Source organism: Pseudomonas sp. B34(2017) (assembly GCF_002112915.1).
GTDB lineage: Bacteria > Pseudomonadota > Gammaproteobacteria > Pseudomonadales > Pseudomonadaceae > Aquipseudomonas > Aquipseudomonas pharyngis.
Window position 1 is genome coordinate 959,536 of record NZ_NEJA01000001.1, and the last position, 18,803, is coordinate 978,338.

Genomic DNA, 18,803 nt, shown 5'->3' on the forward strand with positions numbered 1-18,803 from the left:
GAGGCACTGATCGTTCCCACGCTCTGCGTGGGAATTGCTCTGCGTCCCTGTCGAAGCGGACGCGGAGCGTCCAATGAGGCATTCCCACGCAGAGCGTGGGAACGATCTATAAAAAACCCGCAAACAATCACTTGTCTGCGGGTTTTCTTTTTGCAGCGAACGCTTAAATCGCGCCACGCTTGCGCAGCAGATCCAGCACCTGCTTGACGCTTTCATCCAACGACAGCGATTGGGTGTCGATCACCAGATCAGCATCCAGCGGCACGTCATACGGGAAGGATTCGCCCGGAATGTTGTCGCCACCCGCAGCATACAGACCTTGCGGATCACGCTCGGCGCAAACAGTCGGCGAGGCCTGGACATAGACCGTCAGCAGACGCTCCTTGCCAATCAGATCCTTCGCCTGTTCACGGCCTTCGGCACTCGGCGCGACGAACGCCGCAAGCGTCAGCAGACCCGCTTCGTTGAACTGACGCGCCACATGCGCGGCACGACGCCAGTTCTCGGTGCGACCGGCGCGATCCTGCGGCAGACCCTTGTTGAGATCGTGACGCAGGTTCTGGCCATCCAGCACAAACACCGCACGCCCCAGATCGAACAGCTTGCGCTCGACCGCGTATGCCAAGGTGCTCTTGCCAGCACCGGACAGGCCGCTGAACAGCACGGTAGCCGGTTGCTGACCGAAACGCTGAGCGCGTTCTTCGGTCGCTACATGGGCCAGTTTGCCGTGATGCGTAGCCGTACCGTGGGTCACCGGCTGGGCGACGATCATGCCGGCGCCGACGGTGCCGTTGGTCAAACGGTCGATGACGATGAACGCGCCGGTGGTGCGGTTGCTGTCGTAACCGTCGAGGGCGATCGGCGCGTCGAGCGCGATCTTCACCTTGCCGATTTCGTTGAGCTGCAACGCGCTCGCCGGGCCCTCTTCGAGGGTGTTGACGTCGACCTTGTTGACGATGCTGGCGATGGAGCCCGGCACGTAACTGGTGGCGCGCTTGATGTCGTATTTCTTGCCCGGCAGCATCGGCTCTTCAGCCATCCACACCAGCATCGCTTCGAAGCTGTCGGTCACTGGCGGAACGTTGTCGGCGTGTACCAGCAGGTCGCCACGGGAGATGTCGATCTCGTCTTCCATGGTCAGCGTCACGGCCTGGCCAGGGCCGGCGTGTTCCAGTTCACCTTCGAAAGTGACGATGGATTTCACGCGGCTGCTCTTGCCTGACGGCAGCACCACGACCTCGTCGCCCTTCTTGACGATGCCGCTGGCCAGGGTGCCGGCGAAACCGCGGAAGTTCAGGTTCGGACGGTTGACGTACTGCACCGGGAAACGCAGATCGGTGAAGTTGCGGTCGCCCGCCACTTCCACGGTCTCGAGGATTTCCATCAGCGACTGGCCGGTGTACCACGGCGAGCGCTCGGACTTGTTCACCACGTTGTCGCCCTTCAGAGCGGACATCGGCACGAAGTGCATGCTGGTCGGCTTCATCTTCAAGCCTTCGGCGAACTTCAGGTAGTCGGCCTTGATCGACTCGAACACGCCCTGATCGAAGCCCTTGAGGTCCATCTTGTTGATGGCAACAACGATGTGCTTGATGCCCAACAGGGATGCGATAAAGCTGTGGCGGCGGGTCTGGGTCTGCACGCCGTAACGGGCGTCGACCAGGATGATCGCCAGGTCACAGGTGGACGCACCTGTGGCCATGTTGCGGGTGTACTGCTCATGGCCGGGGGTGTCGGCGATGATGAATTTGCGCTTGGCGGTGGAGAAATAGCGGTAGGCGACATCGATGGTGATGCCCTGCTCGCGCTCGGCCTGCAGGCCGTCGACCAGCAATGCCAGGTCGATGTCGTCACCGGTGGTGCCGACTTTCTTCGAGTCGCGGGTGATGGCTTCGAGGTGATCTTCGTAGATCATCTTCGAGTCGTGCAGCAGGCGCCCGATCAGGGTGCTCTTGCCGTCATCGACGTTACCGCAGGTCAAAAAGCGCAGCAGCTCTTTACGTTCGTGCTGGCCCAGGTAGGCGAGGATGTCCTCGCTGATCAAATCAGATGCGTGGCTCATTGCATTCAAGCTCCGAGCTGTAAGCTTCAAGCGGCAAGCTTGTCGGCGTACAGCTAGTCAGAAATTTTGTTAATCAACCCGCCCAGCATTCGAGAAAGCTCGCGAGTTTCCATAATCCAGTTTTCAGCCAGCGGGTCTGCGATATATGCAATGTCTCGAGCAATAAGGACCTGGGTTCGCAACTCCCCACAAGAGCCTTTCGCAACCCAAAGAAAATGAATTTTTTCTCTGGTACTACGACGCTCCATGCCCTCGGCGATATTGGAAGGCACTGAAAGTGCTGAGCGGGTGATTTGGTCCTTGAATCCAAAATCCCCACATCGTGCGAACTCTCTGTAGATCCCCACTGCCAGACACTTGCTTCGCTGCCAAACAACCAGCTTCTCGAAATCCATTACGAGCCATCCGATTCCGGCTCACAGCAACCGTCTGCAAGCACCAAACTGCAAAGTTACGCATACCGCCTTTAACTTGCAGCTTGCGGCTTGTAACTCGAAGCTTAAAAGTACCCCTGACGTTTCTTGTCTTCCATCGAGCCTGCGCCATCGTGGTCGATGACCCGGCCCTGGCGCTCGGAAGTTCGCGTCAGGAGCATTTCCTGAATGATGTCCGTCAGGCTTTCGGCCTCGGACTCCACCGCGCCCGTCAACGGGTAGCAGCCAAGGGTACGGAAACGCACTTTCTTTTTGACGATGCGCGCCTTGTCCTCGTCGGACAGGTGCTCGAGGATGCGCTCGTCGTCGATCATGATCAGCGTGCCGTTCTTCTCGATCACTTCGCGTTCGGCGGCGAAGTACAGCGGTACGATCGGGATGCCTTCGAGGTAGATGTACTGCCAGATGTCCAGCTCGGTCCAGTTCGACAGCGGGAATACACGAATGGATTCGCCCTTGTTGACCTTGCCGTTGTAGACGTTCCACAGCTCGGGACGCTGGTTCTTCGGGTCCCAGCGATGTTTGCTGTCACGGAACGAGTAGACGCGCTCCTTGGCGCGGGACTTCTCTTCATCGCGACGGGCACCGCCGAAAGCGGCGTCGAAACCATGCTTGTCGAGTGCCTGCTTCAGGCCCTCGGTCTTCATGATGTCGGTGTGCTTGGCGCTGCCGTGGGTGAACGGGTTGATGTTCTGCGCCACGCCATCGGGGTTGATGTGAGTGATGAGGTCCAGACCAAGCTCTTCGACCATCTTGTCGCGGAACTTGTACATTTCCTGGAATTTCCAGCGGGTGTCGACGTGCATCACCGGAAACGGCAGTTTGCCCGGGAAGAACGCCTTGCGTGCCAGATGCAGCATCACGGCGGAGTCTTTACCGATGGAGTACAGCATCACCGGGTTGTCGAACTCGGCGGCCACCTCGCGGATGATGTGGATGCTTTCCGCCTCCAGCTGTTTCAGATGCGTCAGTTTGTCGACCATGGCTACTCACGAAAGCTTTCTTATGAACGGCCAGCGGGCCGTGTTCGAGCGGGGAATCCTAGCACAGCGACCCCTTCTAATCAGGACGCCAACTAGATCGAAAGGGTATATGAATATGCCTGCCTGTTCGGGCGCTCAGATCGGATTCGGGCAATCGATAAAGATGTGCTCCAGCGCAAAACGTTTCGCCAGATAATCGCCCAGCGCCTGCACGCCATAGCGTTCGGTGGCGTGGTGGCCGGCGGCGATGAAGCTGATGTCGTTTTCCCGGGCGCTGTGGAACGTCCGCTCGGAGGCTTCGCCGCTGAGGAACAGATCGACGCCGGCAGCGATGGCGTTGTCGATGTAGCCCTGACCGCCGCCGGTGCACCAGCCAACACGGCGGATCATCGCACTGCCTTCGACCAGCAGCGGCTCACGGCCCATGACTTCCTGCACTTTGCGAGCGAAGTCACGCGGAGTCATCGGCTCGCTCAGTGAACCGACCAGACCGACGATCTTCAGATTGTCCGGATCCAGCGGCCCTTCGACGGTGATGTCCAGCTGACGGGCCAGTTGCACGTTATTGCCGACGTCCGGGTGCAGATCCAGCGGCAGGTGATAACCGAGCAGGCTGATGTCGTGCTTGAGCAGCGTCTTCAGACGGCGCTGCTTCATGCCGGTGATGCACGGGTTCTCGCCCTTCCAGAAATAACCGTGATGCACCAGCACCAGATCGGCTTCGGCTTCGACGGCGGCATCGAGCAACGCCTGGCTGGCGGTGACGCCGCTGACAATGCGCATCACCTGCGGACGGCCCTCGACCTGCAGCCCGTTGGGGCAATAATCGGCAATTTTCGCACTGCCGAGGTAACGGTCGGCTTCTTCGACCAGGGTGCTCAGGGCGACGGCCATGAAAGACTCCTAAATATCCCGTTCAGAGGCACGCGCGGCCTCGTATAATGCGCGACATTATGGGCGGTCTGACCCCGCCTGCAACTTTTCCAGGACGTGCTTAATGCTCAAGGCGCTGCGTTTTTTCGGCTGGCCGCTGTTGGCCGGCGTGCTTATCGCTCTGTTGATTATTCAGCGTTACCCGCAGTGGGTCGGGCTTCCGAGCCTCGACGTCAACCTGCAACAGGCCCCGCAGACTACCAGCGTGCAGCAGGGGCCGGTGTCCTATGCCGACGCGGTGAGCATCGCCGCGCCGTCGGTGGTGAATCTCTACACCACCAAAGTCATCAACAAGCCGAGCCATCCGCTGTTCGAGGATCCGCAGTTCCGCCGTTTCTTCGGTGACAATTCACCGAAGCAGAAGCGCATGGAATCGAGCCTCGGCTCCGGCGTAATCATGAGCCCGGAAGGCTACATCCTGACCAACAACCACGTCACCAGCGGCGCCGACCAGATCGTCGTGGCGCTCAAGGACGGTCGCGAAACCCTGGCCCGAGTGATCGGCAGCGATCCGGAAACCGACCTCGCAGTCCTGAAGATCGACCTGAAAACCCTGCCGTCGATCACCGTCGGCCGCTCCGACAACATCCGCATCGGCGACGTCGCACTGGCCATCGGCAACCCGTTCGGCGTCGGCCAGACCGTGACCATGGGCATCATCAGCGCCACCGGCCGTAATCAGCTGGGCCTGAACAACTACGAAGACTTCATCCAGACCGACGCGGCGATCAACCCGGGCAACTCCGGCGGCGCACTGGTCGACGCCAACGGCAACCTCACCGGCATCAACACCGCGATTTTCTCCAAGTCCGGCGGCTCCCAGGGCATCGGTTTTGCGATCCCGGTGAAACTGGCGATGGAAGTGATGAAATCGATCATCGAGCACGGCCAGGTGATTCGCGGCTGGCTCGGCATCGAAGTACAACCGCTGACTCAGGAACTGGCCGAGTCGTTTGGCCTGTCCGGGCGTCCGGGAATCGTCGTGGCGGGGATTTTCCGCGACGGCCCGGCCCAGAAGGCCGGCCTGCAACTGGGTGACGTGATCCTGAGCATCGACGGCGAACCGGCCGGTGATGGCCGCAAGTCGATGAATCAGGTTGCACGGATCAAGCCGACCGACAAGGTCACGATTCAGGTGATGCGCAATGGCAAGGAGTTGAAGCTGACCGCCGAGATCGGTCTGCGTCCGCCGCCGGCACCGATGAAGGAAAAAGAAGAGTAAGACTCGCCCCAAATGGCTATGAAAGCGGGGGCGTTCGCGCCGCCCCCTCACCCAGACATGCAATGTGTCTGAATGTCCTTTGATTGCGTTCGCGATAACTTTCCAAACCAATGAATCTAGCTCACCTGTCAGATATGACAGGTGAGCTCAGTTCGTCTGTCTATTAATGTTGAGCTTCCGCAACTCGGCCACAGAGAGTTGAGTTTGATCCCATCAACTTCGTTTCTGAAAGGAAGAACCATGACAACTCAACAACCGTACGATTTCAAAAAACTACCAGACAGCAAGGATGAACCAAGCTTCGACATCGGAGAGGCCAACATCGAATGGCAGGGTAAAAGGCTTACGTCGAAAATTGTTTTCTTCAATAACGGCTTGATGACCGCAAACTACATAAAACCGGCTGACGGCTCACCCGAGGGGGGGGGGGCAGACAATGATGTCTTTGTCGTTAGCCTGCTTGCCAACACACAATATAACTTTCAACAGCTTTACGAACGCGGCGTTACAGACCATCATTTTGGCTGGGCTTTAAAGTACGAAAATAAACTGCACTATCCTAGAACCGGCTCGACCACCGGAACATTCTCAACTGGTTACAGAAGTATTGACGCAACCATTGAAATGATTTCCGAGAGCGGCGATGTTGCAAAAATTACATTCAAAGCCCAAAAACGTCTCGAATAAGTCTGTTCAAGAACAGAGCTATGACCGCTGATCCGCACAGTCCCCGCCGACAAAGCGGGAACTGTGCTTATTCAACAATCATAAATCGCCGAGCCCATCGATCAACGCCTGATTCTGCTCCGGCGTACCGATCGAGATCCGCAGGAACTGGGCAATCCGCTCCTGCCTGAAGCGCCACACGACTCCCTCTGATTGAGCGGAGAATTATCGCAAAAAGTTCTAAGAACCTGTCATTTCTGACAGTAGCTAACCGAATCACGTGAAACTAGCATCACCAATGCAACAAGTTTATTAAACGCCTCTTAAAAATAGCTTCTTACCAAGGAATGAAAATCATGGCTTCGGTTAAACAAGTCGGCCACTTTACTGTGCGAATTGACGGCAGCTCGCCCATATATTTCAACGATGTAGAGCGGCATGAATTTTCGGATGACTACGGCGGTTATTTAGCAGGAAGAAACAACGGAAAAGGTATTATCATCGGCTATGCCAAAAGCGCGAAGCCGAATACAGAGTCCACCTACCTCTACCCGATTGATTTCGAGAACAAACCCTACATCAATTGGACTTTGGACTATAACAACAAGCGTTATAGTGCAGTAACAGGACGAGTGACTGTAAAGTTCTCCCAAAATCTGAATACCTCCGGATCATTTGAATTTACCGATGGAAGTGGCAAAAAAATCGACGGGGATTTTGAAATCAACTGGAATTAGCGCAGTAATTCAGAAACAGACTTTGCATCAATCTGATTGGTACAACGCCTACTCTTCAGATCTAATCAGTACCCGCAAAGCACTGACAAAAAAAAGAAAATATAATTCTTAAAGAGGATTCCATGCTTATCCCTGCAACACAGAATCCTCTGCATTTTCTATAAAAATTTAGAGGTCGCCCAGACCGTCGATCAACGCCTGATTCTGCTCCGGCGTGCCGATCGAGATCCGCAGGAACTGGGCAATCCGCTCCTGCTTGAAGTGGCGCACGATCACGCCCTGCTCACGCAGCTTGGCCGCCAGCCCTGCCGCATCGTGTTGCGGATGCCGGGCGAAGATGAAGTTCGCGGCCGACGGCAGCACTTCGAAGCCCTTAGCCTGCAACTGCGCAACCACCCATTCGCGACCCTCGATGACCAGTGCGCAGGTCTTGTCGAAGTACTCGCGATCTTCGAACGCCGCCGCCGCGCCGACATTCGCCATGCGATCGATCGGGTAGGAATTGAAGCTGTTCTTGATCCGCTCCAGCGCCTCGATCAGGTCCGGATGGCCGACCGCCAGACCGACCCGCAGGCCCGCCAGCGAACGGGACTTGGACAGGGTCTGGGTCACCAGCAGGTTCGGATAACGGTCCACCAGGCTGATCGCAGTTTCTCCGCCGAAGTCGATATAGGCCTCGTCGACCACCACCACCGAATCCTGGCTGGCCTTGAGAATCTGCTCGACCGCTTCCAGCGCCAGCAGGCAACCGGTTGGTGCGTTCGGATTAGGGAAGATGATCCCGCCGTTCGGCTTGGCGTAGTCCGCCGGGTTGATCTGGAACTGCGCGTCCAGCGGCACCGAATCGAACTTGACGCCGTAAAGGCCGCAGTACACCGGATAGAAGCTGTAGCTAATGTCCGGGAACAGGATCGGCTGATCGTGTTGCAGCAGTCCGTGGAAGATGTGCGCCAGCACTTCATCCGAACCGTTGCCGAGGAACACCTGATTGCTTTGTACGCCGTAGTACTTGGCGACGGCGTTTTTCAGCAGATCGCTGTTCGGGTCCGGGTACAGGCGCAGGTTGTCGTTGAGTTCGGTCTGCATCGCCGCCAGGGCTTTGGGCGACGGGCCATACGGATTTTCGTTGGTGTTGAGTTTGACCAGACGGGTCAGCTTCGGCTGCTCGCCCGGCACGTAAGGCACCAGATCCTTGACGAACGGGCTCCAGAATTTACTCATGTTCAGTTCCCCTTCACTTCGTCTTTGATGCGGTATTCGGCGCTGCGCGCGTGGGCGCTCAGCGATTCGCCACGGGCCAGGATCGAGGCGGTCTTGCCAAGTTCCGAAGCACCGTCTTCGGAGCAGAAGATGATCGACGAGCGTTTCTGGAAGTCATACACGCCCAGCGGCGAGGAGAAACGCGCGGTGCCGGAGGTCGGCAGCACGTGGTTCGGACCCGCGCAGTAGTCGCCCAGCGCCTCGGAGGTGTGGCGGCCCATGAAGATCGCGCCGGCGTGGCGGATCTGCGGCAGCCAGGCCTGCGGGTCGGCGACCGACAGCTCAAGGTGTTCCGGGGCGATGCGGTTGGCGACTTCGATGGCCTGGGTCATGTCACGCACGTGGATCAGGGCACCACGGCCGTTGATCGAGGTTTCGATGATGGTTGCGCGATCCATGGTCGGCAGCAGCTTGTCGATGCTCGCGGCGACCTTGTCGAGGAACTCGGCGTCCGGGCTGACCAGGATCGCCTGGGCGTCTTCGTCGTGCTCGGCCTGGGAGAACAGGTCCATGGCGATCCAGTCCGGGTCGGTCTGGCCGTCGCATACCACGAGGATTTCCGACGGGCCGGCGATCATGTCGATACCGACCTGACCGAATACGTGACGCTTGGCCGTGGCAACATAGATGTTGCCCGGACCGACGACCTTGTCCACCTGCGGCACGCTTTCGGTGCCATAGGCCAATGCGGCAACGGCTTGCGCACCACCGATGGTGAACACCCGATCAACGCCGGCGATGCATGCCGCCGCCAGCACCAGCTCGTTGACTTCGCCGCGCGGGGTCGGCACCACCATGACCACTTCGGTCACGCCGGCGACCTTGGCCGGAATCGCGTTCATCAACACCGAGGACGGGTACGACGCCTTGCCGCCCGGCACGTACAGACCGGCGCGATCCAGTGGCGTGACCTTCTGACCCAGCACGGTGCCGTCGGCTTCGGTGTAGCTCCAGGAGTCCTGCTTCTGTTTTTCGTGATAGCTGCGCACGCGGGCGGCGGCTTTTTCCAGCGCTTCGCGTTGCGGCACGGTGATGCGGGTCAGGGCCAGTTCCAGACGCTCGCGCGGCAGGATCAGGTCCGCCATCGAAGCGACTTCGAGGCCGTCGAATTTCTGGGTGAACTCGACCAGTGCCGCGTCACCGCGCTCGCGCACAGCCTTGATGATGTCCAGCACTCGCTGATTGACCGAGTCGTCAGACACACTTTCCCAGCTCAGCAGATGATCCAGATGATGCGCGAAATCCGGGTCAGCAGCGTTGAGTCGGCGAATTGCAGTCGGTGCGGTCATAGCGAGAGCCTCATAGGAATGGCAAAAACTCAGGCGCCCTAACTTAGCAGTCGTTTCCGCTTGGGCACCTGAGATTCTGGCTATGAGGCGGATAGACGGGCGCGACTTAACGTCGCGCAGGTACATCAGCCGCGGTGTCGAGACTCCACTGCCTTGCGCAGGGTGTCGATCAACGCCTGGATTCGGGCGTGTTGCATTTTCATCGAAGCTTTATTGACTACCAGACGCGAGCTGATCGTGGCGATCAGTTCCTGGGGTTCCAGGCCGTTGGCGCGCAGGGTGTTGCCGGTGTCGACCACGTCGATGATCTTGTCGGCCAGACCGATCAGTGGCGCCAGCTCCATCGAGCCATACAGCTTGATGATGTCGACCTGACGGCCCTGCTCGGCGTAGTAACGCTTGGCGACGTTGACGAATTTGGTGGCGACGCGCAGGCGCCCCTTGGGCTCGACCGCGCCGACCTTGCCGGCGGTCATCAGCTTGCACTGGGCAATCTGCAGATCCAGCGGCTCGTACAGGCCCTGACCGGTGTATTCCATCAGCACGTCTTTACCGGCAACGCCGAGGTCGGCCGCGCCATGCTCGACATAGGTCGGCACGTCGGTGGCCCGCACGATCAACAGGCGAACGTCTTCCTGGGTCGTGGGGATGATCAGCTTGCGGCTCTTGTCCGGATTCTCGGTCGGCACGATGCCCGCTTCGGCGAGAAGCGGCAGGGTGTCGTCAAGGATGCGGCCCTTGGACAGTGCGATGGTCAACATGGGAAACGTCAGTCCTTATCAAGGTACTCATGCCCGGTCGCAATCGGCGCCGGACATACATCGAGGGCGTTGCCACCCCCGATCAAAACGAATTCAACGGACACTTCCCTGTGTCCAGATGCAGCGACTAGCCCGGAACGCGACGGATCCTGGCGCCCAGCATCTGCAGTTTTTCCTCGATGCACTCATAACCACGGTCGATGTGGTAGATGCGGTCGATCAGGGTATCGCCTTCAGCCATCAGGGCCGAGATCACGAGGCTTGCCGAAGCCCGCAGGTCGGTAGCCATGACCGGCGCGCCCTTGAGGATTTCGGTGCCGGTGACGATGGCCGTGTTGCCTTCGACCTGGATCTTGGCGCCCATGCGGTGCAGTTCGTACACGTGCATGAAGCGGTTTTCGAAGATCGTCTCGATCACGGCACCGGTGCCTTCGGCAATGGCGTTGAGCGAAATGAACTGCGCCTGCATGTCGGTCGGGAACGCCGGGTACGGCGCAGTGCGCACGTTGACCGCTTTCGGCCGCTTGCCGTGCATGTTCAGCTCGATCCAGTCTTCACCACAGGTGATTTCTGCGCCGGCTTCACGGAGTTTTTCCAGAACGGCTTCGAGGATGGTCGGATCGGTGTCCTTGACCTTCACACGGCCACCGGTAACCGCAGCGGCCACCAGGTAAGTGCCGGTTTCGATACGGTCAGGCATGACCTTGTAGAAGGCCGAGCCCAGACGCTCGACGCCGTCAATGGTGATGGTGTCGGTGCCGGCACCGGATACCTTGGCGCCCATGGCGTTAAGGAAGTTCGCCAGGTCGACCACTTCAGGTTCACGGGCGGCGTTCTGCAACACGCTGCGGCCCTTGGCCAGAGCGGCAGCCATCATGATGTTTTCGGTACCGGTCACACTGACGGTATCGAAGAAGAAATGCGCGCCGCGCAGGCCGCCCTCAGGCGCCTTGGCCTTGATGTAGCCGCCTTCGACGTCGATGACCGCGCCCATGGCTTCCAGACCACGGATGTGCAGGTCGACCGGACGCGAACCGATGGCGCAACCGCCAGGCAGTGCAACTTCGGCTTCACCGAAGCGCGCAACCATCGGGCCAAGCACCAGGATCGACGCACGCATGGTTTTCACCAGTTCGTACGGAGCGATCAGGGTCTTGATGGTGCGCGGGTCGATTTCGACGCTGAGCTTCTCGTCGATCACAGGCTCGATGCCCATGCGACCGAACAGCTCGATCATGGTGGTGATGTCGTGCAGGTGCGGCAGGTTGCCGACGGTAACCGGGCCATCGCACAGCAGGGTGGCGGCCAAGATCGGCAGGGCGGAGTTCTTCGCCCCGGAGATGCGGATCTCGCCATCAAGACGAGCGCCACCGGTAATAATCAATTTATCCATAAGAATCTCGACGCCCTAGGGCTCAGGTGCGCTCGGCCCAGGCCGCGCTGCTGAAAAATTTCATAGTGACCGCGTGGATGCTGCCATCGGCGATCCAAGGGTTCAAATGGGCATAGATGCTTTGCTGACGCTTGACCGGGCTCAACGCCGCCAGTTCATCACTAATCACGTTCAGCTGAAAGTTGCAGCCTTCGCCTTCAACTTCCACCAGCGTTCCTGGCAGCTTTCCTTCAAGGAAGCTCTTCACTTCTACGGCCTGCATGCTCAACCTCAATCGGCGCCCTGTGCGCACGGGTCGGACATCATACAAAAAAGCCCCGCGCCTGCGAACCCCGCTGCGCAGGACTCTGACGGGGGGCTTCTCTATTGATGCGGGTTCAGGGTTGCGCCAACAGCTCGGTCAGTTCGCTGACCTGAGCAATTTCGCGCATGTCTTCGGGCATCCCGCGGATGCTGACCGCCTTGCCGGCGGCCTTTGCATCGCGAATGAAGCACAGCAGCAGCGACAGACCGACGCTGCTGGACTTCTCCACCGCCGAGCAATCGATCACCAATGCTGGCGCGGTGCACGACTTGATCAGCGCCCGGCCCTGCTCGCGCAGGTCAGGGCCGGTGCGGTAATCCAGCACACCGCTGAGCTGCAGCTCGCTGGCTTCGTCCAGACGAATGGCCGACTCGGTCATTGGGCAGGCTTCTCGTTCTGCTCGGCCGACTGCTTGGCCTTGGCGACTTCACCGGCCCAGCCGTTGATGGTCTTGTCCAGATCGTTGCCATTGCGTTGCATCGCGTCGGCGAACTGGTCACGGAACAGCTTGCCGATGTTGATGCCGTTGATGATCACGTTACGCAGTTTCCACTCGCCGTTGATCTTCTCCAGGGTGTACTGCACAGGGTAGATCGCGCCATTGTTGCCTTTGACGGTCATGCCGACACTGGTGCGGTCACCCGATTCATCCTTGGGCGCATCGACGGTAATGCCCTGGTTGTTGTACTCGAGCAAGGCGTTGCCGTAGAACTGGAACAGACCGCGCTTGAAGTTTTCCTCGAAGGTCTTCATCTGCGCCGGGGTTGCCTTGCGCGAATACTTGACCGTCATGATGCTCTTGGAAATACCTTCGGCATCGACCACAGGGCCGACGATGGTGTTCAGCGCCGTATAGAAATCCTGCGGATCCTGCTTGTACTTCTCTTTATTGGCCGCCAGGTCGGCGAGCATCCGGTTCGTGGTGTCCTGAACCAGATCGTGCGCCGATTGTGCCGCCACGGCGTTAGCCACCAGCGGCAGTGCCGCAAGCAACACCAACAGGCCACGTCGCAAGGTAGAGATCATTCAAAAGCTCCTCATTTGGCGTCTTTGCTAACGGTATTGAGCAGGAATTTACCGATCAGGTCTTCCAGTACCAGAGACGACTGCGTGTCGTGGATGGTTCCACCATCCTTGAGGCGGGTGTCTTCGCCGCCCACGCTGATACCGATGTACTTCTCGCCCAGCAGACCCGCTGTCAGGATAGATGCTGTGGAGTCGGTCGGCAGATTGTCGACGCTTTTGTCCACTTGCAGGGTTACCCGACCGGTGAAGCTGTCGCGGTCCAGATCGATCGCGGTGACCTTGCCGATGGTCACACCCGCCATGGTCACTTTGGCTCTGACCGTCAAACCGGCGATATTGTCGAAATACGCGTAAAGCTTGTAGGTATCGGTGGTCGAAGTCGGAGACAGGCCACTGACCCGCAGGGCCAGCAGCAACAAAGCCAGGATCCCTGCCAGCAGGAACAGGCCGACACCGATTTCCAGGGTGCGGTTTTGCATCAGAAATCTCCAAACATCAAAGCAGTCAGAATAAAGTCCAGGCCGAGTACTGCCAGCGAGGCGTAAACCACGGTCTTGGTGGTGGCACGGCTGATCCCCTCGGAAGTGGGTTCGCAGTCATAGCCTTGAAATACGGCGATCCAGGTGACGACAAAAGCGAATACTGCACTTTTGATGATGCCGTTGAGCACATCGTCACCGAAGCTCACGCTGTTCTGCATGTTCGACCAGTAGGAACCTTCGTAGACACCCAGCCAGTCAACGGCGACCCACGAACCGCCCCAGATGCCGACCACGCTGAAGATCATCGCCAGCACCGGCAGGGAAATGAAGCCGGCCCACAGACGCGGGGCAATGATGTACTTGAGCGGGTCGACCCCGATCATTTCCAGGCTGGACAGCTGTTCGGTGGATTTCATGTTGCCGATTTCCGCCGTCAGCGCCGAACCGGCACGACCGGCGAACAACAGCGCGGTCACCACCGGCCCCAGCTCACGCAGCAGGGTCAGCGCCACCATCTGGCCGACGGCCTGCTCCGAACCGTAACTCGACAGAATGTTGAAGCCCTGCAGCGCCAGTACCATGCCGATGAAAATCCCGGACACCACGATGATCACCAGCGACATCACGCCGACGGAATGCAGCTGCTTGACCAGCAGGCCAAACCCGCCGCCGATGCCGCCTCGCCCGAGCAGGGCATGAAACAGGAACAGGGTCGAACGCCCGAACACTGCGACGCTGTCGATTCCGGCGAGGCCGAAACGACGCACACGCTCCATTAATGTAATTCTGCGCATCAGCGGCGCTTCCCCAGAAGATCTGCGCGGTAATCCGGCGCTGGAAAGTGATACGGCACCGGGCCGTCGGGTTCCCCGGTCATGAACTGGCGGATACGCGGATCGTCCGAGCCCATCAGTTCGTCCGGCGTGCCCTGCCCCAATACCTGGCCATCACCGACCACATAGATGTAGTCAGCAATGCTCGCGGTTTCGGCGAGGTCGTGGGACACCACGATGCTGGTGATTCCCAGCGCATCGTTGAGCAGACGGATCAGGCGAACCAGCACACCCATGGCGATCGGATCCTGGCCGACGAACGGTTCGTCGTACATGAGGATCTGCGGATCGAGGGCGATGGCCCGGGCCAGGGCGACCCGGCGCTTCATGCCGCCGGAAAGCTCGTCAGGCATCAGCTCGATCGCACCGCGCAACCCTACTGCCTGCAATTTGAGCAGGACGATGTCGCGGATCATCTCGTCCGGCAGGTCGGTATGAACACGCAGCGGGAAGGCGACGTTCTCGAACACATCGAGATCGGTGAACAGGGCGCCACTCTGAAACAGCACGCCCATGTGCTTGCGCGCATCGAACAGATCGCTGCGCGACAGCTTCGGCAGGTTCTGGCCGTTGACCCAGACCTCGCCCTTGGATGGCCGCAACTGGGCGCCCATCAGGCGCAACAGTGTGGTCTTGCCACACCCGGAAGGCCCCATGATGCCGGTGACCTTGCCGCGCGGGATGCGGATATCGACGTTATTGAAAATGCTCCGCGCACCGCGCTTGAAGGAGACTCCCTTCAGCTCGACCGCGTAGGCGTTATCGGCACTCATCTAAACTCCTTGCGATGCAGCCTCTCACTCGGACGCCTGGCTTTCTGAGGAAAGCCCCTACATCCCGGGCAGGCCGAACTGGCGGCGAACTATATCACTGCAAAGGGCAAGCGCCCAAGGCCTGCACCGGCCCGCATTCTGCGAGTTGAAGGGCTTGACGCCTTATTTGCAGAGATTTGGTAACGAGGAATGACAAAGCACGACGAACTTGCGTGAGGCTTTTCAACATAACCGCTATAATCGCCGCCTTTTCATCGGGCTATACGATTTCTGACATGAGCCAAACCAGCGACCTGATTCAATCGGCACAACGCACCATCCGCCTCGAAGTGGAAGCCGTACAAGGCTTGTTGCCCCATATCGACGCCGATTTCGTACGCGCTTGCGAGATGATTCTGGCCAGCAAGGGCCGTGTTGTCGTGGTCGGCATGGGCAAGTCCGGGCACATCGGCAACAAGATTGCCGCGACCCTGGCCAGCACCGGCACCCCGGCGTTTTTCGTACACCCGGCCGAGGCCAGTCACGGCGATATGGGCATGATCACCCGTGACGACGTGATCCTGGCCCTGTCGAACTCCGGCTCCACCAACGAAATCGTCACCCTGCTGCCACTGATCAAGCGCCTGGGCATCCAGCTGATCAGCGTCACCGGCAACCCACAGTCGCCGCTGGCCAAAGCGGCAGAGGTCAATCTCAACGTGCACGTCGAGCACGAAGCCTGCCCGCTGAACCTGGCGCCGACCTCCTCGACCACCGCCGCATTGGTCATGGGCGACGCCCTGGCCGTGGCACTGCTGGAAGCGCGCGGTTTCACCGCCGAAGACTTCGCCTTTTCCCACCCGGGCGGTGCATTGGGCCGACGCCTGCTGCTGAAAGTGGAAAATGTCATGCACGCCGGTCATGAGCTGCCACAGGTACAGCGCGGCACCCTGCTCAAGGACGCGCTGATGGAAATGACTCGCAAGGGTCTGGGCATGACCGTCATTCTTGAAGCGGACGGCAAACTGGCCGGGATCTTCACTGACGGCGACCTTCGTCGCACCCTGGATCGCAGCATCGATATCCACAGCGCCACCATCGACCAGGTGATGACCGTGCACGGCAAGACCGCCCGCGCCGAGATGCTCGCGGCCGAAGCCCTGAAAATCATGGAAGACCACCGAATCAACGCGCTGGTTGTCGTAGATGAAGAGGATCGCCCGATCGGCGCCTTCAACCTCTCCGATCTGCTGCGCGCAGGAGTGATGTAAATGAGCACCGATCTGCTGCAACGCGGCAAGGCCATCAAACTGGCGGTTTTCGACGTCGACGGCGTCCTCACCGACGGGCGCCTGTACTTCCTTGAAGACGGAAGTGAATTCAAGACCTTCAACACGCTCGATGGCCAGGGCATCAAGATGCTGATGAACGCCGGCGTACAGACCGCCATCATCAGCGGTCGCAAGACTCCGGTGGTCGAGCGTCGGGCGAAGAACCTGGGGATCCCGCACCTGTTTCAGGGTCGCGAAGACAAACTGGTCGTTCTCGACGGTCTTCTGGAGCAACTGGGCCTAAGCTATGAACAAGTCGCCTATCTCGGTGACGACCTGCCCGACCTGCCGGTGATCCGTCGCGTGGGGCTGGGCATGGCCGTGGCCAACGCAGCAGCCTTCGTGCGCGAACACGCTCACGGCGTCACCCACGCCCGTGGCGGCGAAGGTGCCGCCCGCGAATTCTGCGAACTGATCCTGCGCGCCCAAGGCAGCCTCGACGCCGCCAACAATGCGTATCTGTGAGTCCAACCATGTTTAGCAAAAAGTTTCGCAACATCCTGCTGTTCGGTTGCATCGCGGCGATTTTCGGTGCGGTCGGCTACTGGAACATCAGCCCGGAACGCTTCCTCGACAAACCGCCGGTTTCGGCAGAGGAAAGCCCGATCGACTGGTACGCGACCAATACGCACACGATCCAGTACCTCGAAGACGGCAAAGTGCAGTACGAAATGACGTCCGACAAGGCCGAGCACGTCAAGGCAACCGACATTACACTGGTCACCAAGCCCGATCTGAACATGTTCCGTGGCACCGACTTCCCGTGGCACGTGACCAGCGAACGCGGTGAAGTGAACTCCGGTGGCACCGAGGTCGAGCTGATCGACTCGGTACGCGTCAAACGCACCGACGAAAAGAACCGCGACACCCTGATCACCTCCACTCGCATGACGGTGTTCCCGCAGCAGCAATATGCGCAGACCCAGCAACCCGTTAGAATCGACGGCGCTGGCGGTGTATCGACTGGCGTAGGAATGAAAGCGTATTTGAAGGAAAGCAGGATACACCTGCTATCGAACGTAAGAGGACAGTATGAGGCTCGTTAAAACCCTCCCTATTTTGCTCAGTCTGGGCGCAGCACTGGGAAGCGTGAGCGCCTGGGCTCTGCCGAACGATCAAGAGCAGCCAATCCGTATTCAGGCCGACGATGCCCAGCTGGACGACAAGAACGGCGTTGCTACCTATAAAGGTGACGTAATCATCACTCAGGGTTCGATGATCGTCAAAGGCAACACCGTGACCATCACCCGCACCCAGACCGGCGATATCGACGTCGTGACCTCGGTGGGCAACCTTGCCTACTTCGAGCAGTTGCAGACGGCGGGCGACACCAAGCCTGTACAGGGCTGGGGCGTGACCATTCAGTACCACGCCGCGCAAAACCGCGTTGTGCTGATCGACAAGGCGAAAGTCGTCGACAAGGACAACAACACCACTCAGGGCGAGAAAATCGTCTATGACACGGTGAAAAAGCTGGCCAGCGCTGGTCGTGCCACCGGCAACAAGGTCACCGAAGCGCGTCCGCGCATTGACATGGTGATCCAGCCGAAGAAGAAAACCGACGAGAAAACCCAGTAATGGCAACTCTGAAAGCTCAGCACCTGGCCAAGGCCTATAAAAGCCGCCAGGTCGTGCGCGACGTCAGCCTGTCGATCGACAGCGGTCAGATCGTCGGCCTGCTCGGCCCGAACGGCGCCGGCAAGACCACCTGCTTCTACATGATCGTCGGCCTGGTTCAGGCCGATCAGGGTCGCGTACTGATCGACGACCTGGACGTCAGCCACCAGCCGATGCATGGCCGTGCAAAGGCTGGTATCGGCTATCTGCCGCAAGAAGCGTCGATCTTCCGCAAACTGTCGGTGGCCGACAACATCATGGCCATCCTCGAGACCCGTCAGGAACTCGACAAGGCCGGTCGTCGCAAGGAGTTGGAAAGCCTGCTGCAGGAATTCCATATCAGCCACATCCGCGACAACCTCGGCATGAGCCTGTCCGGTGGTGAGCGCCGTCGCGTGGAAATCGCCCGCGCACTGGCCACGGCACCGAAGTTCATCCTGCTCGACGAACCGTTCGCCGGTGTCGACCCGATCTCGGTCGGCGACATCAAGCAGATCATCCACCACCTCAAGGCCAAGGGTATCGGTGTATTGATCACCGACCACAACGTCCGTGAGACGCTGGATATCTGCGAAACCGCCTACATCGTCAATGACGGCCAGTTGATCGCCGAGGGCGACTCCGCGACCATCCTCGCCAATGATCTGGTGAAGGAAGTCTATCTGGGTCACGAGTTCCGCCTGTAAGCGCGACAGCATCCGACCAGCCGTCCGGGTGC

22 protein-coding genes and 1 pseudogene are annotated in these 18,803 nt (G+C 59.2%); 8 read left to right on the forward strand and 15 right to left on the reverse strand.

The window, feature by feature from the left end:
- Positions 1-163: 163 nt before the first annotated feature.
- The 4 genes from cysN to CAF80_RS04625 form a co-directional block, all read right to left on the reverse strand.
- Positions 164-2,062 carry a sulfate adenylyltransferase subunit CysN gene (gene cysN / locus CAF80_RS04610; protein ID WP_085666894.1) on the reverse strand — a complete coding sequence of 633 codons (1,899 nt, stop codon included), beginning with the start codon at positions 2,060-2,062 and terminating at the stop codon, positions 164-166.
- Between the two features lie 53 nt (positions 2,063-2,115).
- Positions 2,116-2,457, reverse strand: coding sequence for a four helix bundle protein (locus CAF80_RS04615; RefSeq protein ID WP_039769318.1), 342 nt, complete (start codon positions 2,455-2,457; stop codon positions 2,116-2,118).
- Between the two features lie 104 nt (positions 2,458-2,561).
- Positions 2,562-3,479 (reverse strand): sulfate adenylyltransferase subunit CysD, encoded by a 918-nt coding sequence (cysD, locus tag CAF80_RS04620; protein ID WP_007912374.1) that lies wholly within the window; start codon positions 3,477-3,479, stop codon positions 2,562-2,564.
- A gap of 135 nt (positions 3,480-3,614) precedes the next feature.
- Positions 3,615-4,373, reverse strand: coding sequence for a Nif3-like dinuclear metal center hexameric protein (locus tag CAF80_RS04625; protein WP_085666895.1), 759 nt, complete (start codon positions 4,371-4,373; stop codon positions 3,615-3,617).
- Between the two features lie 103 nt (positions 4,374-4,476).
- Between CAF80_RS04625 and algW the strand changes: the two genes are divergently transcribed.
- Complete coding sequence (gene algW / locus CAF80_RS04630) at positions 4,477-5,634, forward strand: Do family serine endopeptidase AlgW (RefSeq protein WP_039769316.1); 1,158 nt, start codon at positions 4,477-4,479, stop codon at positions 5,632-5,634.
- Positions 5,635-5,874: 240 nt separating this feature from the next.
- A complete protein-coding gene (locus CAF80_RS04635) occupies positions 5,875-6,321 on the forward strand; it encodes a hypothetical protein (protein WP_085666896.1) in 447 nt (148 codons plus the stop codon).
- A 78-nt stretch (positions 6,322-6,399) separates the two neighbouring features.
- Here the strand turns inward: CAF80_RS04635 and CAF80_RS28485 are convergent.
- Positions 6,400-6,507 (reverse strand): annotated as a pseudogene (locus CAF80_RS28485) (hypothetical protein); the annotation flags it as partial.
- A gap of 149 nt (positions 6,508-6,656) precedes the next feature.
- Between CAF80_RS28485 and CAF80_RS04640 the strand changes: the two are divergent.
- A complete protein-coding gene (locus tag CAF80_RS04640; RefSeq protein ID WP_085666897.1) occupies positions 6,657-7,037 on the forward strand; it encodes a hypothetical protein in 381 nt (126 codons plus the stop codon).
- Between the two features lie 168 nt (positions 7,038-7,205).
- On the opposite strand, the gene hisC is transcribed toward CAF80_RS04640, so the two are convergent.
- The 10 genes from hisC to CAF80_RS04690 all read right to left on the reverse strand — a co-directional run bounded on the left by hisC (position 7,206) and on the right by CAF80_RS04690 (position 15,158).
- A complete protein-coding gene (gene hisC / locus CAF80_RS04645; protein WP_085666898.1) occupies positions 7,206-8,258 on the reverse strand; it encodes a histidinol-phosphate transaminase in 1,053 nt (350 codons plus the stop codon).
- A 2-nt stretch (positions 8,259-8,260) separates the two neighbouring features.
- Positions 8,261-9,586, reverse strand: a complete 1,326-nt coding sequence (gene hisD, locus CAF80_RS04650) for a histidinol dehydrogenase (protein ID WP_039769310.1) — start codon at positions 9,584-9,586, stop codon at positions 8,261-8,263.
- Between the two features lie 125 nt (positions 9,587-9,711).
- Positions 9,712-10,347, reverse strand: a complete 636-nt coding sequence (gene hisG, locus CAF80_RS04655) for an ATP phosphoribosyltransferase (RefSeq protein ID WP_007953554.1) — start codon at positions 10,345-10,347, stop codon at positions 9,712-9,714.
- A gap of 127 nt (positions 10,348-10,474) precedes the next feature.
- On the reverse strand, positions 10,475-11,740 hold the full coding sequence (gene murA, locus CAF80_RS04660) for a UDP-N-acetylglucosamine 1-carboxyvinyltransferase (protein WP_074691804.1): 1,266 nt from the start codon (positions 11,738-11,740) through the stop codon (positions 10,475-10,477).
- A 22-nt stretch (positions 11,741-11,762) separates the two neighbouring features.
- Complete coding sequence (locus CAF80_RS04665; RefSeq protein ID WP_039769303.1) at positions 11,763-12,002, reverse strand: BolA family protein; 240 nt, start codon at positions 12,000-12,002, stop codon at positions 11,763-11,765.
- 115 nt (positions 12,003-12,117) lie between these two features.
- Positions 12,118-12,423 (reverse strand): lipid asymmetry maintenance protein MlaB, encoded by a 306-nt coding sequence (locus tag CAF80_RS04670; RefSeq protein WP_039769302.1) that lies wholly within the window; start codon positions 12,421-12,423, stop codon positions 12,118-12,120.
- A complete protein-coding gene (locus CAF80_RS04675) occupies positions 12,420-13,070 on the reverse strand; it encodes a phospholipid-binding protein MlaC (protein ID WP_039769300.1) in 651 nt (216 codons plus the stop codon). The genes CAF80_RS04670 and CAF80_RS04675 overlap by 4 nt, the downstream gene beginning before the upstream one ends.
- 11 nt (positions 13,071-13,081) lie before the next feature.
- A complete protein-coding gene (gene mlaD / locus CAF80_RS04680; RefSeq protein ID WP_007953559.1) occupies positions 13,082-13,549 on the reverse strand; it encodes an outer membrane lipid asymmetry maintenance protein MlaD in 468 nt (155 codons plus the stop codon).
- On the reverse strand, positions 13,549-14,346 hold the full coding sequence (gene mlaE, locus CAF80_RS04685) for a lipid asymmetry maintenance ABC transporter permease subunit MlaE (protein WP_007953561.1): 798 nt from the start codon (positions 14,344-14,346) through the stop codon (positions 13,549-13,551). Before mlaE ends, mlaD begins: the two co-directional genes overlap by 1 nt.
- Positions 14,346-15,158 carry an ATP-binding cassette domain-containing protein gene (locus tag CAF80_RS04690; protein ID WP_039769298.1) on the reverse strand — a complete coding sequence of 271 codons (813 nt, stop codon included), beginning with the start codon at positions 15,156-15,158 and terminating at the stop codon, positions 14,346-14,348. The genes mlaE and CAF80_RS04690 overlap by 1 nt, the downstream gene beginning before the upstream one ends.
- A gap of 275 nt (positions 15,159-15,433) precedes the next feature.
- Here CAF80_RS04690 and CAF80_RS04695 point away from each other — a divergent pair, with 275 nt between their 5' ends.
- The 5 genes from CAF80_RS04695 to lptB are packed head-to-tail and all read left to right on the forward strand — an operon-like array spanning position 15,434 to position 18,771.
- Entirely contained in the window at positions 15,434-16,408 is a 975-nt protein-coding gene (locus CAF80_RS04695) for a KpsF/GutQ family sugar-phosphate isomerase (protein WP_039769296.1), read from the forward strand.
- Entirely contained in the window at positions 16,409-16,933 is a 525-nt protein-coding gene (locus CAF80_RS04700; protein ID WP_074691813.1) for an HAD family hydrolase, read from the forward strand.
- An 8-nt stretch (positions 16,934-16,941) separates the two neighbouring features.
- Positions 16,942-17,514 (forward strand): LPS export ABC transporter periplasmic protein LptC, encoded by a 573-nt coding sequence (gene lptC / locus CAF80_RS04705; protein WP_007953568.1) that lies wholly within the window; start codon positions 16,942-16,944, stop codon positions 17,512-17,514.
- Positions 17,501-18,046, forward strand: coding sequence for a lipopolysaccharide transport periplasmic protein LptA (gene lptA / locus CAF80_RS04710; protein ID WP_074691817.1), 546 nt, complete (start codon positions 17,501-17,503; stop codon positions 18,044-18,046). Before lptC ends, lptA begins: the two co-directional genes overlap by 14 nt.
- Positions 18,046-18,771: an LPS export ABC transporter ATP-binding protein gene (gene lptB / locus CAF80_RS04715; protein ID WP_007953572.1), complete on the forward strand. Its 726-nt coding sequence runs from the start codon at positions 18,046-18,048 to the stop codon at positions 18,769-18,771. The genes lptA and lptB overlap by 1 nt, the downstream gene beginning before the upstream one ends.
- Positions 18,772-18,803 lie beyond the last annotated feature (32 nt).

Excerpts from the sequence above, each read along its gene's own strand:
- hisC (WP_085666898.1), bottom strand. The coding sequence starts at position 8,258 with ATGAGTAAATTCTGGAGCCCGTTCGTCAAGGATCTGGTGCCTTACGTG.
- CAF80_RS04690 (WP_039769298.1), bottom strand. The coding sequence starts at position 15,158 with ATGAGTGCCGATAACGCCTACGCGGTCGAGCTGAAGGGAGTCTCCTTC.
- cysN (WP_085666894.1), bottom strand. The coding sequence starts at position 2,062 with ATGAGCCACGCATCTGATTTGATCAGCGAGGACATCCTCGCCTACCTG.
- CAF80_RS04695 (WP_039769296.1), top strand. The coding sequence starts at position 15,434 with ATGAGCCAAACCAGCGACCTGATTCAATCGGCACAACGCACCATCCGC.
- hisG (WP_007953554.1), bottom strand. The coding sequence starts at position 10,347 with ATGTTGACCATCGCACTGTCCAAGGGCCGCATCCTTGACGACACCCTG.
- lptA (WP_074691817.1), top strand. The coding sequence starts at position 17,501 with ATGAGGCTCGTTAAAACCCTCCCTATTTTGCTCAGTCTGGGCGCAGCA.
- lptB (WP_007953572.1), top strand. The coding sequence starts at position 18,046 with ATGGCAACTCTGAAAGCTCAGCACCTGGCCAAGGCCTATAAAAGCCGC.
- murA (WP_074691804.1), bottom strand. The coding sequence starts at position 11,740 with ATGGATAAATTGATTATTACCGGTGGCGCTCGTCTTGATGGCGAGATC.
- CAF80_RS04700 (WP_074691813.1), top strand. The coding sequence starts at position 16,409 with ATGAGCACCGATCTGCTGCAACGCGGCAAGGCCATCAAACTGGCGGTT.
- CAF80_RS04640 (WP_085666897.1), top strand. The coding sequence starts at position 6,657 with ATGGCTTCGGTTAAACAAGTCGGCCACTTTACTGTGCGAATTGACGGC.
- lptC (WP_007953568.1), top strand. The coding sequence starts at position 16,942 with ATGTTTAGCAAAAAGTTTCGCAACATCCTGCTGTTCGGTTGCATCGCG.
- algW (WP_039769316.1), top strand. The coding sequence starts at position 4,477 with ATGCTCAAGGCGCTGCGTTTTTTCGGCTGGCCGCTGTTGGCCGGCGTG.
- CAF80_RS04615 (WP_039769318.1), bottom strand. The coding sequence starts at position 2,457 with ATGGATTTCGAGAAGCTGGTTGTTTGGCAGCGAAGCAAGTGTCTGGCA.
- CAF80_RS04665 (WP_039769303.1), bottom strand. The coding sequence starts at position 12,002 with ATGCAGGCCGTAGAAGTGAAGAGCTTCCTTGAAGGAAAGCTGCCAGGA.
- CAF80_RS04675 (WP_039769300.1), bottom strand. The coding sequence starts at position 13,070 with ATGATCTCTACCTTGCGACGTGGCCTGTTGGTGTTGCTTGCGGCACTG.
- CAF80_RS04625 (WP_085666895.1), bottom strand. The coding sequence starts at position 4,373 with ATGGCCGTCGCCCTGAGCACCCTGGTCGAAGAAGCCGACCGTTACCTC.
- mlaD (WP_007953559.1), bottom strand. The coding sequence starts at position 13,549 with ATGCAAAACCGCACCCTGGAAATCGGTGTCGGCCTGTTCCTGCTGGCA.
- CAF80_RS04670 (WP_039769302.1), bottom strand. The coding sequence starts at position 12,423 with ATGACCGAGTCGGCCATTCGTCTGGACGAAGCCAGCGAGCTGCAGCTC.
- cysD (WP_007912374.1), bottom strand. The coding sequence starts at position 3,479 with ATGGTCGACAAACTGACGCATCTGAAACAGCTGGAGGCGGAAAGCATC.
- mlaE (WP_007953561.1), bottom strand. The coding sequence starts at position 14,346 with ATGCGCAGAATTACATTAATGGAGCGTGTGCGTCGTTTCGGCCTCGCC.
- CAF80_RS04635 (WP_085666896.1), top strand. The coding sequence starts at position 5,875 with ATGACAACTCAACAACCGTACGATTTCAAAAAACTACCAGACAGCAAG.
- hisD (WP_039769310.1), bottom strand. The coding sequence starts at position 9,586 with ATGACCGCACCGACTGCAATTCGCCGACTCAACGCTGCTGACCCGGAT.